Origin of the sequence: Paraburkholderia tropica (assembly GCF_900109265.1) — a bacterium.
In the GTDB taxonomy this organism is placed as follows: domain Bacteria; phylum Pseudomonadota; class Gammaproteobacteria; order Burkholderiales; family Burkholderiaceae; genus Paraburkholderia; species Paraburkholderia tropica.
Window position 1 is genome coordinate 146,777 of record NZ_FNZM01000011.1, and the last position, 16,301, is coordinate 163,077.

The window sequence follows — 16,301 nt, forward strand, 5'->3', positions numbered from 1 at the left end:
TCGCGACTTGCGCGAACCGGCTCGTGGCCGGAGCGCCGCCATTGTAGGCGATCAAAAATACGGGTCGGACGCGCAGGGCGTCCAGGCTGGCGCCCAAAGCCGGCGCCGGGTCGCGCGCGAGCTGGCGCTGGCCGAAAAGCGCGGTATTTTACCCGAAGCCAGGGCGCACGCGGGCGACTCGGCACCAGGCATGTGGTTCAGGCCTGACAGAATTGGTCGCGGGGCGCGTATCGAGCGGCGATCGGGCGCCCGATCGGTGTCCGGACGGCCGCGACGCGCCCGCGCCGGCCATTGATGTTGCTGGCGAAACGATGCGGTGCGCCGGTGCGGATTGTGCGCGAGGCCGTCCGCCCCTACCTTCGGACATCGACATGACTGAACGGAGAATCCCCATGCTTGCGATCCGACGCGCCGACGAACGCGGCCATGCCAACCACGGCTGGCTCGACACGTATCACAGCTTCTCGTTCGCGGACTATTTCGACGAAGCGCATCTGCACTACGGCGCACTGCGCGTGCTCAACGACGACCGCATCGCGGGCGGACGCGGCTTCGGCGCGCACGGCCACCGCGACATGGAAATCGTCACCTATGTGCTTTCCGGCGCGCTCGCGCACCGCGACAGCATGGGCAACGGCTCGACCATCCGCCCCGGCGACGTGCAGCGCATGAGCGCCGGCACGGGCGTGATGCACAGCGAGTTCAACGCCTCGAAGGACGAGGAAGCGCATCTGCTGCAGATCTGGCTGCTGCCGACCGAACGCGGCGGCGCGCCGGGCTACGAGGAAAAGCGGTTCGACGACGCCGACAAGCGCGGCCGTCTGCGCCTGATCGCCTCGCCCGACGGGCGCGACGGCTCGGTGACGGTGCAGGCCGACGCCTCGATTCACGCAGCGCTGATCGACGGCGACGAGCGCGCCGAATATGCGGTGCCGACGGGGCGGCGGGTCTACGTGCAGGTGGCGCGCGGCGCGCTGGAGGTCAACGGCGAGCGCCTGAACACGGGCGACGCGGCGATGATCGAAGCTGAAACGGCCGTGGTGCTCGCGAAGGGCGAAGCGGCGGAAGTGCTGCTGTTCGACGTGGCGTGATGCCGCACGGGACGCGCAGGCTGCGCGTGTGACGCCGCGCGCGGAAACGCTCCGCGCGCGGCCATGAAAAAAGCGCCGCGAGGGATGAGACTCGCGGCGCTTTCGCTTTTGTTTGCGTCTTTGCTGAACCGGGCGGTCAGGCCCGCGCCGGGCGGACATGCGGCGGCGCGACCCGCCGCGCGTCCGCTCAGGCGCGCGCCTCGATTGGCGCCCGGTTGCTTACTGCGCGCCCGGCGCCGATGCCGCGCCCTTGTCGTGGCGGTGCTGTTCCCAGCGCTGACGCATCTTCTCGTGGCGCTGTTCCATCTTCGCGAAGTGCTCCTTGAGCGCCGAGCTGACGGTGGTCTTCTGCTGGTCGTTCAGGCCGTTGTAGAACGCGAGCCAGGCTTGCGCGGTCTGCTCGCGCAGTTGCGCTTCCTGCTGCTCGATCTGCTGATGCGTGGCGTGCATCGCGTTCAGGTCGAGGATCGGCTGGTTCTTCTGCGCGTCGAACTGCTGCTTGAGCTGTTCATGGTTCTTGCGCATGGCCTGGCCGTTCTGCTTCATGGTGTCGACGGCGGTTTGCCATTGCTTTTCCTGAGCGGCGTTCAGGTTGAGCTTGTCGTGCAGCTTTTTGGCGCCCATCATGAAGTCGCCGTGCATGCCCGGGCCGCCGTGCGGGCCGTGCATCATGCCGGGACCGCCCGGGGGCGGCGGCGGCGTTTGTGCATTGGCGGCGGTTGCGCCGACCGTGAGAGCGAGAGAGGCAGCGGCGATCGCGAGAAGGCGCGAAGTAGTCTTGTACATGGTGATGCTCCTGACAAATCCTTGAAGGTTTGGTCCGGTTTGGCACGGCGTCCGAAGCAGGGTGGCCGCAACCGGTGTCCCTAGCGTATAGGCCGGTCGGGAGCGGCGTGTTACGGGCCACGGCGTTGTCATTACGCGACATTACATGTGCCTTTCGCGGTAACTTCTCGTAACCCAAAGCGCCTCCGTGTAAGCAAACGGCTTACATGCGCGCGTTAAACTTCGTCCCATGGCTACTCAAATTCTGGTCGTCGATGACGACGTCGAACTGCGCGACCTGCTGCGCGACTATCTGGCGCGGCAAGGCATGGAAGTGTCGGTGCTGCACGATGCGGGCTCGCTCGAGCGCCGCCTCGAGCGCGAGCGCCCCGACCTGATCGTGCTCGATCTCATGATGCCGGGCGTCGACGGGCTCACCGCGCTGCGCAAGCTGCGCGCGTCCGGCGACGACATCCCCGTCATCATGCTGACCGCGCGCGCCGACGACGTGGACCGCATCGTCGGTCTCGAACTGGGCGCCGACGATTACCTCGGCAAACCCTTCAACCCGCGCGAACTGCTGGCGCGCGTGCAGGCCGTGCTGCGCCGCCGCCGCACGCTGCCCTCGGCCGCCGCGCCCGAGCAGCGCGAGCCGTTCTCGTTCGGCCGCTTCACGCTCGACTTCCAGTCGCGCACGCTCCAGCAGGAAGGCAAGCCCATCATGCTGTCGGGCAGCGAGTTCGCGCTCCTGAAGATTTTCGTCAATCACCCCATGCGTACGCTCACGCGCGAGCGCCTGCTCGAACTGCTGCACGGTCCGGAATACGACGGCACCGACCGCGGCATCGACGTGCAGGTGTGGCGTCTGCGACGCATCCTCGAAACCGATCCGTCCACGCCGCGCTTCATCCAGACGGTGCGTGGCCGCGGCTACGTTTTCGTGCCGGACGGCGAGCAGAGTGGTCATGCGCCGGCCGGTTGATTCGCTGTTCGGGCGGCTTGCGCTGCTCTTCATTGGCGTTCTGCTGCTGTCGCACGTCGCCTGGTTTGCGCTCATGCGTCTCGAGCGCGACCAGATGCAATCGCGCTACGCGGTCGAAGAGGCCATGTTCCTCGTCGACGCCGTGCGCCAGCACGTCCAGCGCGAGCCCGACCAGCCGCTGCCCTCGCGGGTGCAACTGGTGCCAGCCGACAGCCCGGACGTGCCGACCATGCGCAACGAAATGCCGGAGCCGCTTCACCGCTTCCTTGACGACATCCGCGAGCGCATGCCGCCGGGCACGGAAGTGCGCCCCGGCATGCCGGGGCGTCCGCCCACGCTGTGGGTGAAGGGGCCGCAGGACGCCAAGTGGATCGTGGTGCCGGGTCAGCCGCTGCGCATGATGCGGCCGATCGACCGCGCGCCGTGGTTCATCATCATCTTCTCGGCGGCGCTGGTGGCCGCGCTGGTGGCGGCGTGGATGGTGCAAAAGCCGCTGCGCGCGCTGGCTCACGCGGTCGCGCGCTTCGGCCGCGGCCAGCCCGTGCCGCCGCTGCGCGAGCGCGGTCCGCGCGAGCTGCGCCAGCTCACGCGCGGCTTCAATCAGATGGTGAAGGAAGTCGAGCGCACCGAGAAAGACCGCGCGGTCATGCTCGCGGGCGTGGCGCACGACCTCAAGACGCCGCTGGCGCGTTTGCGTCTGCGCGCCGAAATGATGGACGAGCAAAAGGTGCGTGACGGCGTGGTGCGCGACGTGGAGTCCATGGCGCACATCGTCGACCAGTTTCTGGTGTTCGCGCACGATGGCGCCGACCGCAGCGAGCCCGTCGAAGTCGACGAGCAGTGCGAGCGCATCGCGCGCAATTACCGCACGGTGGGCGGCGAGACGCTGGCGATCGAGCGGCGTTTCAAGGCCGGTCCGGACTTCCGTCTGCCGGCCGCCACGCTCGACCGCGTGGTCGCGAATCTGCTCGACAATGCGCACGCCTATGGCGCGCCGCCCGTTGTGATCGAAACGTCGCGCGATGCCGAGGGCTACACGCTCACGGTGCGCGACCACGGGAAGGGCATCGCCGACCAGGACCTTACGCAGGCGAGCCGTCCGTTCGTGCGGCTCGACCCGGCGCGCGGCGGCAACGGCCACAGCGGCCTGGGTCTCGCGATTGTCGAGCGGCTGGTGCGGCGCGCGGGTGGCGAGATCGCCATCGGCAACGGCGAAAGCGGCGGCCTCGCGGTGCGCATGAGCTTTCCGTTCGAAGTGGTCGAACGTACGGTGGCCGAGGCGGCTCAGATCTGGTGAGCGCCGGCGTGCTGTAGACGGTTTGGGGATTTGCGCGGCGGGCGTCCGGGCTGTGCCGGAGCCGACCGAAAGTCCAGCGGATGCGTGTTGGCGAATATGAATCAGTGTGACCCGGAGCGGCTGCGAACCAGCCGCTCTTTTTATTTTCAGGCCGAGAACAGCGTGTCGAGTGCGGCGGCGGCTTCGCTGTCGACCGTGTTGTAAACAACGCTGTCGGCTTCGAAGATGTAGTGCGTCGTGTATTTGCCGATGCGGGCGAGAATCTCTTCCTGGACCAGCTCGGGCGCAGCCTCGAGCTTCAGATACCACGCGGTCGAAGAGAGGCGCGTCTGGAACGCGCCGTATTCCACCATCAACTGGTCGAACGCGAGAGCATCCTGATCGCGGCAGACGATGACCAGATTTCCCTTCATGCATGCCTCCTGATATGTGCTGTGAAACGACCTGACGCGCCGCACGCCGGACTTCGGCGATGCGCATAGCATGGCGGCGCGTGCTGCGCTGGTCCGATGATACCGCGTCGGGCCGGTTTGCCCCGGTCGAGTTCGGCAGTTAAGTGAGTGTGTGCTGATGTCCGGCGTGCGCGGCGACGGCGCGTTCACCACGTTTCGGCGGCGGTGCGCGGCGGCACGGCGCCGTCGGCGGTCATCGCCTCGCAGCGGTCGCGGCCGCCCGCTTTCGCCATGTAGAGCGCCAGATCGGCACGGCTCATCAGCCGTTCGGGCTGGTCTTGCGACGCGGCCAGTTCGGTGACGCCGATGCTCACGCTCAGGTTCGATTCCGCGGGCAATTCCGCGCACGGGCTCGACTTCACTTCGCGGCGCAGACGCTCGATTACGTCGTGCGCGGTCGAGAGCGAGGTGTCGGTTAGCAGGATGCCGAACTCCTCGCCGCCGAGCCGTCCCACGGCGTCGCCGGAGCGCAGTTCGGCGCGGCAGGTTTCCACGAAATGCTGAAGCGCGCGGTCGCCCGCCGGATGGCCGAAGCGGTCGTTGATCTGCTTGAAGTGATCGAGGTCGGCGATCGCCATGCACAGCGGCTTGCCCTGCGCATAGGCGGCGTCGATTTCGCGGCGCAGCAGGTCGAGGAAATAGCGGCGCGACAGGGCGCCGGTCAGCGCGTCGTGGCGCGCTTCGGCGGCGAGCAGCGCGTTGGCGGCCTGCAGTTGCCCCGCGAGATCGCGGCTCGCGCGATGCAGACGCCGCTCGCGCACCCACGAGATCGAAATCACGGCCGCGAGCGCCGCGGTGCCCGCGAGCGTCAGAAAAATCAGCAGACGATCGCGCCGATGGTTGGCGAGCAGTTCAGGCCAGGCGTTGAGCGGATCGACGAGATGCGCCGAGAGTCCCGAGTTGAGCCCGCCGCGCACCTCATAAAGCGCGGGCAGGGGCTGGCCCGGCAGATCGACGAGCGACTGCGCGGCCTGCGCGGGCATCCACGGCGCCTGGCTCGTGGCGGCGTCGGCGGCGTTTTGCAGCGACAGTTCGGAGAAGCGCTCGCGCAGATAGGTGTTCACGCGGTCGACGGCGTTCATTTCTTCGACGTGCGAGCCGGGCATCGCGAGCCCTTCGAGCGCGCTGTCGTGCGCCATCACGATCACGCCGTTGCTGTCCGAGACGAAGGTGCCCGGATGCGTGACCCAGTGGCGCAGCCGCGCGATGCTCACCTTGGCGACCACGGCGCCCACCAGCAGGCCGTTGTCGTAGGCCGGTGCGGCGACGAAGATGCCCGGCTCGCCGCTCGAGGTGCCCACGCCATAGGTTTCTGAGAACGCACCGAGCAGCGTGTCGGTGAGGTACGCGCGCGGACGCATGTCGACGCCCACGTAGGAAATCTTGTCCATCGCGTTGCTCGACGCGATGCAGATGCCGTTGCTGTTGACGAGCCAGATCGCATCGAGGCCGGAGAAGCCTTGCGCGTCGTGCAGGAAGCGGTTGACGGTGGCGAGCTCGGGCATCTGCTGCAACGCTTCGCGTCGCGCCAGTTCCGTAGATGTGCGCAAAGCGGCATAATGCCCAGCCTCGGTGAGCGCCTGTTGCACCACGCGGGTCTCGGCCATGGTGGCGGGAATCGCGCGCGACATGGCGAGATCGCTGGCGATCACTTCCGCCATGTTGTCGACGACGGAACGCGTCATCTGACGCTGGACCTTGAGCGCCGTGTCGAGCTCCTGACGCACCATGCGGTCGGCGAGCCAGCCGGCGCCCAGCCAGCAGACGAGGGCGACCGCCACGACTCCGAGCGGCCCGGCTGCCTGACGCAAGAGTCTCCTGTTCATCGGCCTTCTGATTCGTGGATGGGCATGGCGCGCCTGATGCTTGAGCGGGCGGCTCGCCCGATATCCCGGCGCGTGAAGCACCGGCCCGGCACAACGGGACACTGCGCGGCGAAGGGGTGGCCGTCGCCGCGTGACGATTCTACCTCTCGAACGGCGTCTGCGAGCCTGCAAACGCCGTCCGGCGGGCCTCGCGCGTGATCGCCGTGTGCGCGGGCGCACGTTGGGGAGTCGTCGGCAGGCTTTGCCGCATGCTGGCCGGAATGTCGCGGAAAGCGCGCCGAAAGTGGCTCGAAAGCCCCGCCTGGCGGGCGTTTGCTGGAATCCTGCCGGCGTGGCGCGCGAGGTTGAATGTGTCACGAAGGTTGGTGTAGTGTCGTGCCGTTCCGAACCAGGCAAGCCTGCCGCGTGAGCGCGCCGCCGCGGGTTGCGCCGGCCGCGCCGGACGGCAGCGGGCGCGCTTCCTTGGGTCCGGCCCCTGCGTGCGGCGGCATGCGTCCTCGTGGGGCGCCGCCGCGTCATCAACGCTAACGAAATACTCAGTCCATGCGTCTTGCCTTTGCTGATTTCCGCTCTCCGCGCGCCGCTTGCGTTGCTTGCGTGGCTGGTGCCGCGCGCGCACCGCACCGCGAGGCCGCCGCATCGATCTTCAACGGGGAGGGCGTCTGATGGAATTCAAGTTCAACCTGAACCGCACGGCCAACGCTTCGGCGTGGCGCGTGCTGCCTAATCGCTGGGACTTCGTGGCGTTCCCGCTGATCATCTGCCTGATCGCGATGGCCGCCGTGGGCTTTCACGAAACGATGGCGCCCATCGCCACGCTCAAGGCGCAGCCGATCTCGCTCGACGCCGCGAACCTGCCCGAATACGCGATGCGCACGACGCTGCGCATGCTGGCGGCGATGGTCGCCTCGCTGATCTTCACGCTGGTCTACGGCACGCTCGCGGCCAAGAGCCGCCGCGCCGGTCTCGTGCTGGTGCCGATCCTCGACATTCTTCAGTCGGTGCCGGTGCTGGGCTACATTTCGTTCACGGTCACGTTTTTCCTCGCGCTGTTTCCCTCGCGCGTGCTCGGCGCCGAACTCGCGGCGATCTTCGCGATCTTCACGAGCCAGGCGTGGAACATGACCTTCAGCTTCTATCAGTCGCTGCGCACGGTGCCGCGCGATCTCGACGAAGTCTCGAAAGGTTTCCATCTGACCAACTGGCAGCGCTTCTGGAAGCTCGAAGTGCCGTTCTCGATGCCGGGCCTCATCTGGAACATGATGATGTCGATGTCGGGCGGCTGGTTCTTCGTGGTGGCTTCCGAAGCGATCACGGTGGGCAACAACACGATCACGCTGCCGGGCGTCGGCGCCTATCTCGCGCAGGCCATCGCCGAGCGCAACATGCACGCGATCGGCTGGGTGATCCTGACGATGACGGTCGTGATTCTCGCCTACGACCAGCTGCTGTTCCGACCGCTCGTCGCGTGGGCCGACAAGTTCCGCATGGAGAACACCAGTTCCGGCGACGCGCCGCAGTCGTGGCTGCTCGACCTGATCCGCCGCACGCATCTGATTCACGAACTGCTCGTGCCGCTCGGCTGGGTTTTCGCCAAGGCCGCGCGCATTCCGTTCCGTCTGCCCGCGTTTCGGACGATCCAGCGCGCCGCGCCCGCGGCCCCCGCGCGCGGCGGCGCGCGCTCGAAGCTCGGCGATATCGTCTGGGCGCTGTTCGTGATCGCGCTCACGCTGTTCGTGGTCTGGCGCGTGGTGGCCTACGTGCGCACGGGCGTCTCGCTCGACGAAGTCGGCCACGTGCTCATGCTCGGCCTCATCACGCTGCTGCGCGTGATCGTGCTGATCGCGATCGCTTCGGTGATCTGGGTGCCGCTCGGCGTGCTGATCGGCATGCGCCCGGCGCTCGCGGAAAAGATCCAGCCGCTCGCGCAGTTTCTCGCGGCGTTTCCGGCGAACCTGCTGTTCCCCGCGTTCGTGATCGTGATCGTGCGCTTCCACCTCAATCCTGACATCTGGCTGTCACCGCTGATCGTGCTCGGCACGCAGTGGTATATCCTGTTCAACGTGATTGCCGGGGCGAGCGCCTACCCGAACGACTACAAGGAAGCGGCGAAGAATTTCCGCATCCGTGGCTGGCAGTGGTGGCGTCAGGCGGTGCTGCCGGGCATCTTCCCGTACTACATCACCGGCGCGATCACGGCCTCGGGCGGCGCGTGGAACGCGAGCATCGTCGCCGAATACGTGCAGTGGGGCGACACGAAGCTCGAAGCGCATGGCCTCGGCGCGTACATCGCGCAGATGACCGCCGCCGGCGACTTTCCGAAGATCATCCTCGGCATCGCCGTGATGTCGCTGTTCGTCACGCTGTTCAACCGCGTGCTCTGGCGCCCGCTGTACACGCATGCCGAATCGCGGCTGCGGCTCGATTGATCGCCATCGGGCGAAGACTGCGACAATTCAGCGAATCAACGAAGGATCGAAGGTAACGCGATGCAAAACCCCAAGACCCTGAGCACCGCGCACGGCGACGTGCAGACGGCCCCGAATCCGCCGCGGCTCGGCGAGGAAATCCTGCGTGTCAAGGACGTATGCCGGGGCTTCAACAAGTCGCAGGGCGAACTGCTGGTGCTCGACGACGCCAATCTCTCGCTGCGCGAAGGCGAGATCGTCGGGCTGCTCGGCCGCTCCGGTTCGGGTAAGTCGACGCTGCTGCGCATCATCGCCGGGCTGATCGAGCCGACCGGCGGCGAAGTGACGTGGCGCGGCAAGCCGCTCGACGGCCCGGCCGAAGGCGTGGCAATGGTGTTCCAGACCTTCGCGCTGTTCCCGTGGCTCACGGTGCTGCAGAACGTGGAAGCCGGTCTGGAAGCGCAGGGCGTGGGCGCGCGCGAGCGTCGCGAACGCGCGCTGGCGGCGATCGACCTGATCGGTCTCGACGGCTTCGAAAACGCCTATCCGCGCGAACTCTCGGGCGGCATGCGCCAGCGCGTGGGCTTCGCGCGCGCGCTCGTCGTCGATCCGATGCTCATGCTGATGGACGAGCCGTTCTCCGCGCTCGACGTGCTGACCGCCGAAACGCTGCGTACCGACCTGCTCGATCTGTGGACGCAAGGGCGTCTGCCGATCAAGTCGGTGCTGATCGTCACGCACAACATCGAGGAAGCGGTGTTCATGTGCGACCGCATTCTGGTGCTGTCGTCGAATCCGGGTCGCGTGGTCGCGGAAATCAAGGTGCCGTTCAAGCATCCGCGCAATCGTCTGGACCCGGCGTTCCGCAAGCTGGTCGACGACATCTACGCGAAGATGACCGCGCGTCAGACCGGCGAGACGACGAGGAAGGGCCTCGAACTCGGCAGCTGGCTGCCGCGCGTGTCGACCAACCTGATGGCCGGTCTGATCGAAACGCTCGCCGCCGCGCCGTATCACGGCCGCGCCGACATGCCGGAAATCGCCCGCTCGCTGCATCTGGAAGTGGACGATCTGTTCCCGATCGCGGAAGTGCTGCAACACCTCGGTTTCGCCGATGTGCGCGAAGGCGACGTGCTGCTCACGCCGCCCGCCCGCGTGTTCGCGGAATTCGGCACGCAGGAGCGCAAGATGATGTTCGCCGAGCATCTGCTGCGTCATGTGCCGCTCGCGGCGCGGATCAAGAAGGTGCTCAACGAGCGTCCGGGCCACCGCGCGCCGCGCGTGCGTTTCGAGCAGGAACTCGAAGACTTTCTCTCCGACGGCGCGGCCGAGGAGACGCTCGACACCGTGATCGACTGGGGCCGTTACGGCGAGATCTTCTCGTACAACGACCAGTCGGAAATCTTCAGTCTCGAAGACGTGGAGTCCTGATCGATTTGCGGATCGCATTCACGCGATACGCACCATGAAAAACGGTCGCCGAGGCGACCGTTTTTTCGTGTAGCGAGCGATTATTGCAGCGAGCCCCAGCGCTCGACGGCAGGCTCGGCCGTCGCCCATTTCCAGGTGCTCTGATCCTGGCACGCGGTGGCGGTGTACCACTGCTCGGGCGAGTTGGCGGCGTCGCCGTCCTGCACCGAGAACACGAAGTCCTTGCACAGCGCGAGCGCCGACGCGAACGCGCGCGTCACGCGCACCTTGCCGTGGCCGTTTTCCACGGGCAGCGTGTGCTTGATGCGCCAGGTGTCGGTGCCGTCGACGGGCAGACGTCCGGCGGTTTCCGCGATCAGCTCCTGCTGGTCGGCGTGCATGCTCTTCATGAAGCGGTTGACGGCTTCGTCGGTGGCCGCCTGCACGGCGATGCCCACGCCCACGCCCACGGCCGGATTCGCGGTGACGATGCCGGTGGCGGCCGCGGCGGCGGCCCCGCTGGCCGCGCCGATTGAGCCGCAGCCGCTGGTGGTGAGCGCAACGCTCGCGCAGAGCGCCGCGAGTGCAACGAGCGAGAGCCCGCGCGATGCGCCGGGACGCCGCGCGCGCGCCGCACGTGTCGCGGCCACGGCCGGGGAATTCACGCCGTTCATTGCAGCGCGCCCCAGCGCGCGGTGGCCGGTTCGGCCGACGCCCACTTCCAGTTCTGACCGTCGCGGCACACCGAGGCCACGTAGAACGCGCTCGTCGCGGCCTTGTCCTTCGTCGCGTCGTGATCGACGGAGAAGACGATTTCCTTGCAGTCGAGCGCGCCCGAACTGATCGTGCGGCTCACCGTCACGCGGCCGTGTTCGTCGTCTTCGATCGGAAACGAATGGACGATCGACCAGGGCGCGACGGCGCCGACGTCGAGCGGGCCCGCGGCCTTCGCGATGCTGTCCTGGGTGTTGGTGTGCACGACGCGCTCGGAGTACTGCACGCCGGCCTTGGCGGCGGCCAGCGCGCCGAGGCCGATGCCGGTCGCCACGGCCGCGTTGTTCGTCACCTTCGCGGCGACGGCGGCGCCCGCGATACCGGCGCCGGTTTGCGCGCCCTCGGAGTAGAGCGAGCTGCACGCCGAACACGCGAAGCTGGCCACGGTGGCGAGCAGCGAGAGCGACGCGGCGCGGCGCCAGCGCGCCGACGAAGCGGCGTGCCGTGCGAGCGCGATACGAATCGTTTCACGCGGCGAATCAGCGATCGGGTGAGTCGTCGAGTCGATCGGCGATGCCGCCATCGGCGCGTTGCACGCCAGAGCACTTCGTTCTTGCATGATCCTTTCCCTGCCGCTTGCGGCCGGAAGCCGCGTTGCGCAAGCCTCCAGCACGTTTTCGTGCTGCGGATTGTGCAGGAAGGACTTACACAAGGGCATAGGTAAAGTGCAAGAAATTGCAAAATGCCGTGCACCGCTTGTCCTAACGTGATTGCGATGACGGCTATTTCGCAACATTTCGAGGCTTTTTGCCGACGCTTTCGTCAACGTATTCGGCAACGCGCTTGCCGATAACCGACAGCCTCGTTTCAGATTCCTTTCGCCTGAAATCTTCCGCGCGCGATCATGCGTCGTCGCGCGGGTCGTCGCCTTCGTCGCTGTCGATGTCCTCCGGCGGCGGCGCGTCGCCGTCCTCGGCGCCGTAGCTGCCGAGCCGGTTGTACAGCGTCTTCAGACTCACGCCGAGCGTGCGCGCCGCGAGACGCTTGTCGCCGCCGCAATGCTTGAGCGTGCCGAGAATGATCTGCTTTTGCGCGTCCGCGAGCGGCGTGCCGATCCACACGCTCATCGCATCGCCCTGCGTGACGGGCTTCTTCACGCGCGGCACGAGTTGCGGATGCGCGATCTCCACCTGCTTCTCGGCGAGGATGAACGCGCGATACACCGCGTTCTTCAGCTCGCGCACGTTGCCGGGCCACGACCAGTTGCGCACCGTTTCGAGCGCGCGCTTGCTGAACACCTTCTGCGTGCCGCTCTCGTCGTTGAGTTCGTTGAGAAAGAGCTGGGCGAGCAGTTCGCGGTCGCGCTCGCGTTCGCGCAGCGGCGGCGCGCGCAGCGGAAACACCGCGAGGCGATACATCAGATCCTCGCGCAGCGCCATGTCGCGCACGGCGGCCACGGGGTCGCGATTGGTCGCGGCGATCACGCGCACGTCGCCGCGAATCGCCTCGTTGCTGCCGACGGGGTAGTACTCGCCGGACTCCAGCGCGCGCAGCAGCTTGACCTGATGCAGCAGCGACATTTCGGTGACTTCGTCGAGAAACAGCGTGCCGCCGCGCGCGTGCTCGAAGTGGCCGTCGCGCGCCTGCACCGCGCCCGTGAAGCTGCCTTTTTCGTGGCCGAAGAGTTCGGCTTCGATCAGCTCGTCGGGAATCGCGCCGCAGTTCACGGCGATGAACGGACCGTCGCGGCGATTGCTTTCCTCGTGAATCGTGCGCGCGACCAACTCCTTGCCGGTGCCCGATTCGCCGACGATCAGCGCCGTCGCCTCGGTCACCGAAACGCGCCGGATCTGCTCGTAGAGGTCCTGCATGACCGCCGACGAACCGTACAGGCGTCCGTACGATTCCAGGCCCGCGACGCGCGCGCTCCGTTCCTCGCTCATGCGCGCGTCGTCGGGCTTGTCGGGCTTGTCGGCTTTGTCGCGGCGTGCCGCGGCGCGCGGCTTGTCGCTGCGTTTTTCACTGCGCTTTCCTGCACGCTTCTCGTCAGGCCGTTCATCCAGCATCTCGTTACGTTGTTCGTCGCGCATTGCATCGCGCTCGGCGGCGGGCGAGCCCGGCTCGATTGTCGCCATAGGGTAGTCGTCCTGCAAAGTGTGGTGTGTGGCCCGAAGCCGGGGCGCTGGCGTTGCGCGCGTCGGGCGGATCGGGCATGGCTTGCCGGCCTCGGCGGCTGGCGAGCCGCACGATCTGGCCAACTGGCTGTGCGAAACGGCGCAGGCGATACCTTGCCCGGCGGCCACGGGATTTCCATCTCGTAAACATTTAACCACTGCCGCGCGTCGCAGGGCAATGGACGTGCCCGGATTGTCGCTGCGCGCCGCGTTCTGCGCGAATGCGCCCCGATGCGCGCCCGGACGCCGTCGACTGCGGCCAGAATTCGGCGCGCGGACCGGCTGGCACGCCTCGTGCTCTGCATGTCGGACTGCGCACGGGCGTCTATCCTACCTGGCGCGGCGTATGCGCCGATAGATCGGTGGCCGGTTCATCTGCTCACGGCTGCCGATTCTGACCGCATTTCCGACAACAACCTGGGAGAGTGCGACATGGCGAAGAACAAGCGTGGACTGATTGGGACCCTCGTGGCGGTGGGTGCGCTCGGCGCGACGGCAGGCATGCTGGCGTGGCGTTTTGCGCAGCGTCACCGCATGCAGCGTCAGACGTTTCACCGCGAGCTGAACCGCTGGGAGGGCGAGGGCGGCTCGCTGGCGGAGAGCGGCGTGGCGCCGGGCGCGGCAGCGACGGGCGATGCGATGGCCGCCGGCGTGATGGCGCGCGGCGAGCCGGTCAACGGCGCGGCGGGCGACGCCTCGAGCGGCGCATGGCCGTTTCCGCAAAGCGGCAGCGATCCGGCCACGCGGCATTGAGGTACGGGAGGACGCATTCCGGTAGCGGATGCGGCTTTCGACGCAACATCGGCACGGCGCTCACGTCCTCGCGACGCGCGCGCCGGGCGTCCGATGTCACCGTGAATGCCACGCATCCGTATCTGGAATATGTCTATAATGGCCATATCCACAACAATCAAGGTTTGGGTTGACTGCGGGTCGCGAGATTGTTGCGATCATGCAGCTAAAAGACCGCGCTCGCCGTCCTGAGCGTACCCGGCCGTTTCGCACTCCACTTGCAGCGCCACCCTCGCGCCGCGCAGCCCGCGACGTCGGACTCTGTTGTCCGTCGCGCTGGAACTTGCTGCGGCGCGTCGTGTTGTGCGCCCAGGAGCCACTCACCTTTCAGGGCTGACGAGACGCGATGCCACATGTATTGATTGTCGATGACGACGCAGAAACCCGCGAAGCGCTCGCCGCCGTGGTGGGCGAAGACGGACTCACCACCGCGCAGGCCGGCGACCTGCGGGAAGCGCGCATCCAGCTGATCCGGCAAATGCCGGACGTTGTGTTCACCGATCTGAAGCTGCCCGACGGCAGCGGCACCGATCTGTTCCAGGATCTCGATCCGCGCTCGGGCGTGGAACTCGTTGTCATCACCGGTCACGCGACCGTGGAGACGGCCGTCGACGCGCTCAAGAACGGCGCGATCGACTACCTCGTGAAGCCGATCAACCTCCAGCGCGTGAAGGCGATTCTCAATCGTCTGCCGCGCGCGGGCGATCTCAAGGCCGAAATCGGCACGCTGCGCGGCGAGCTGCGCCGCATGGGCCGCTTCGGTCTGATGCTCGGCAATTCGCCGGTCATGCAGGACGTCTACGACCAGATCAGCCGCGTCGCGCCCACGCCCGCCTCGGTGATGCTGGTGGGCGAGTCGGGCACCGGCAAGGAAGTCGCCGCGCAGACCATCCATCAGTTGAGCCTGCGCCGCAAGCACGAATTCCTCGCGGTGAACTGCGGCGCGATTTCGCCGAACCTGATCGAATCCGAAATGTTCGGCCACGAACGCGGCTCGTTCACGGGTGCGGACCGTCAGCACAAGGGGTATTTCGAACGCGCGAACGGCGGCACGCTGTTTCTCGATGAAATCACCGAAATGCCGATCGAGTTGCAGGTGAAACTGCTGCGCGTGCTCGAAACCGGCATGTTCATGCGCGTCGGCACGACCAAGGAAATCGAGACCGACGTGCGCCTGATCGCGGCCACCAATCGCGATCCGGAGCAGGCCGTGGCCGAGGGCAAGCTGCGTCTGGACCTGTATCACCGTCTGAACGTGTTCCCGATCAACCTGCCGCCGCTGCGCGAGCGCGGCAAGGACGTCGAGCTGCTGGCGCAGGCCTTCCTCGACGAACTCAACGAGCGCCACGGCACGAAGAAGCAGTTTCCGCCCGCGGTGCGCGAGATGCTCGCGGCCTATCCGTGGGCCGGCAACGTGCGCGAGCTGAAGAACTACGTGCAGCGTGCGCACATCATGTCGGGCAACGAAGGCGATCTCACGGCGGCCGTGCCTTTGCAGATCTCGCTGTCGAAGCCCGTGGCGGGCACGGCCGTGACGATCCCGTTCGGCACCTCGCTCGCCGACGCCGATCGTCAACTGATCCTCGCGACGCTCGAACAGTGCGGCGGCGTGAAGACGCGCGCGGCGGAGATTCTCGGCATTAGCCTGAAGACGCTCTATAACCGGCTGGTCGAGTATGGCAACGAGACGGGCAAGGGCGAGACGCCCGCGCGCGCGGGAGCCTGAGCCGCCCTGTCCGGATAAGGCGATAAGCCTCAAGACGCACTGAAGTCAGCGCCCGTTCGTGCCGGTATGCGATGTAAATCGCGCCGGCCGAACGGGCGCTTTGCATTGGGCACCAGTCGGCGACAGCGCGCCGATGCCGCGCGGGACGCCGCTCACCCGCCGATCGGCGCGGCTGGTATGTCGCTTGCAGACGGTTCATCGACGACCTTTGGAGGAGTGCACGATGCCCAGCTGCAAACAATCCGATCCGTTCCGCGTGAAGCCGTGGCTTGCCCATACGCCGCAACCCGACGATCCGCCGCCCAGCGAACCCGGCACGCCCGACGTGCCCCCGGTCGGCGATCCGCCGCCGCAGCCGGGCGAAGTGCCGCGCTCGATCCGACACTATCCCGTGATGCGCACGCGCGAGTCGCACGACGAGTGGGCGCGCGTGGCCGCGTATGCGCGCGAGGCGGGCCGCTCGGCGTGGGCGCGCTGGGCGCGTTGGGCAAGCTGGACCTGCCGTCCCGGCGACGATCGAACCCCGTCCGCGCCGTCCCGGGCCGCGCCAGTGTTGCAGCATCGGTGACATCCGCGATTTTTATGTACGAGTTACAAACCAATCGCCATATTTACCGGCAAATTCACGCGGCGAACCCTAGACTATAAAAAACGCCCACGCTGC

General features: G+C 67.0%; 14 protein-coding genes. 8 read left to right on the plus strand and 6 right to left on the minus strand.

What is annotated here, in order from left to right; genetic code table 11:
- The first annotated feature begins 392 nt into the window (after positions 1-392).
- Complete coding sequence (locus tag BMY06_RS19640; RefSeq protein ID WP_065063747.1) at positions 393-1,091, plus strand: pirin family protein; 699 nt, start codon at positions 393-395, stop codon at positions 1,089-1,091.
- A gap of 219 nt (positions 1,092-1,310) precedes the next feature.
- Here BMY06_RS19640 and BMY06_RS19645 read toward each other — a convergent pair whose 3' ends face one another.
- On the minus strand, positions 1,311-1,877 hold the full coding sequence (locus tag BMY06_RS19645; RefSeq protein WP_074984726.1) for a Spy/CpxP family protein refolding chaperone: 567 nt from the start codon (positions 1,875-1,877) through the stop codon (positions 1,311-1,313).
- A gap of 229 nt (positions 1,878-2,106) precedes the next feature.
- Here BMY06_RS19645 and BMY06_RS19650 point away from each other — a divergent pair, with 229 nt between their 5' ends.
- Both BMY06_RS19650 and BMY06_RS19655 read left to right on the plus strand, forming a co-directional pair.
- A complete protein-coding gene (locus tag BMY06_RS19650; RefSeq protein ID WP_065063743.1) occupies positions 2,107-2,838 on the plus strand; it encodes a response regulator in 732 nt (243 codons plus the stop codon).
- A complete protein-coding gene (locus BMY06_RS19655) occupies positions 2,822-4,135 on the plus strand; it encodes an ATP-binding protein (RefSeq protein WP_065063741.1) in 1,314 nt (437 codons plus the stop codon). Before BMY06_RS19650 ends, BMY06_RS19655 begins: the two co-directional genes overlap by 17 nt.
- A gap of 146 nt (positions 4,136-4,281) precedes the next feature.
- On the opposite strand, the gene BMY06_RS19660 is transcribed toward BMY06_RS19655, so the two are convergent.
- Together BMY06_RS19660 and BMY06_RS19665 are read right to left on the minus strand one after the other, a co-directional pair.
- Positions 4,282-4,548: a double-stranded DNA-specific endonuclease gene (locus BMY06_RS19660; RefSeq protein WP_065063739.1), complete on the minus strand. Its 267-nt coding sequence runs from the start codon at positions 4,546-4,548 to the stop codon at positions 4,282-4,284.
- Positions 4,549-4,733: 185 nt separating this feature from the next.
- Entirely contained in the window at positions 4,734-6,413 is a 1,680-nt protein-coding gene (locus tag BMY06_RS19665) for a sensor domain-containing diguanylate cyclase (RefSeq protein WP_065063737.1), read from the minus strand.
- Between the two features lie 665 nt (positions 6,414-7,078).
- Here BMY06_RS19665 and BMY06_RS19670 point away from each other — a divergent pair.
- Together BMY06_RS19670 and BMY06_RS19675 are read left to right on the plus strand one after the other, a co-directional pair.
- Positions 7,079-8,842 carry an ABC transporter permease gene (locus BMY06_RS19670; protein ID WP_074984728.1) on the plus strand — a complete coding sequence of 588 codons (1,764 nt, stop codon included), beginning with the start codon at positions 7,079-7,081 and terminating at the stop codon, positions 8,840-8,842.
- A gap of 60 nt (positions 8,843-8,902) precedes the next feature.
- Complete coding sequence (locus BMY06_RS19675) at positions 8,903-10,252, plus strand: ABC transporter ATP-binding protein (protein WP_065063733.1); 1,350 nt, start codon at positions 8,903-8,905, stop codon at positions 10,250-10,252.
- Positions 10,253-10,332: 80 nt separating this feature from the next.
- Here the strand turns inward: BMY06_RS19675 and BMY06_RS19680 are convergent, their stop codons facing one another.
- From BMY06_RS19680 to BMY06_RS19690, 3 genes are all read right to left on the minus strand, one after another.
- Complete coding sequence (locus BMY06_RS19680) at positions 10,333-10,905, minus strand: hypothetical protein (protein WP_221224211.1); 573 nt, start codon at positions 10,903-10,905, stop codon at positions 10,333-10,335.
- The gene (locus BMY06_RS19685; RefSeq protein WP_373681616.1) at positions 10,902-11,528 is read right to left on the minus strand and encodes a hypothetical protein; all 627 of its coding nucleotides are present in this window, start codon (positions 11,526-11,528) and stop codon (positions 10,902-10,904) included. The genes BMY06_RS19680 and BMY06_RS19685 overlap by 4 nt, the downstream gene beginning before the upstream one ends.
- A 319-nt stretch (positions 11,529-11,847) precedes the next feature.
- Entirely contained in the window at positions 11,848-12,888 is a 1,041-nt protein-coding gene (locus BMY06_RS19690) for a sigma-54 interaction domain-containing protein (protein ID WP_074984851.1), read from the minus strand.
- 663 nt (positions 12,889-13,551) lie between these two features.
- Here BMY06_RS19690 and BMY06_RS19695 point away from each other — a divergent pair.
- From BMY06_RS19695 to BMY06_RS19705, 3 genes are all read left to right on the plus strand, one after another.
- Entirely contained in the window at positions 13,552-13,872 is a 321-nt protein-coding gene (locus tag BMY06_RS19695; protein ID WP_074984730.1) for a hypothetical protein, read from the plus strand.
- Between the two features lie 385 nt (positions 13,873-14,257).
- Positions 14,258-15,637: a sigma-54-dependent transcriptional regulator gene (locus tag BMY06_RS19700; protein ID WP_065063729.1), complete on the plus strand. Its 1,380-nt coding sequence runs from the start codon at positions 14,258-14,260 to the stop codon at positions 15,635-15,637.
- A gap of 223 nt (positions 15,638-15,860) precedes the next feature.
- Positions 15,861-16,205: a hypothetical protein gene (locus tag BMY06_RS19705; protein WP_074984732.1), complete on the plus strand. Its 345-nt coding sequence runs from the start codon at positions 15,861-15,863 to the stop codon at positions 16,203-16,205.
- Positions 16,206-16,301 lie beyond the last annotated feature (96 nt).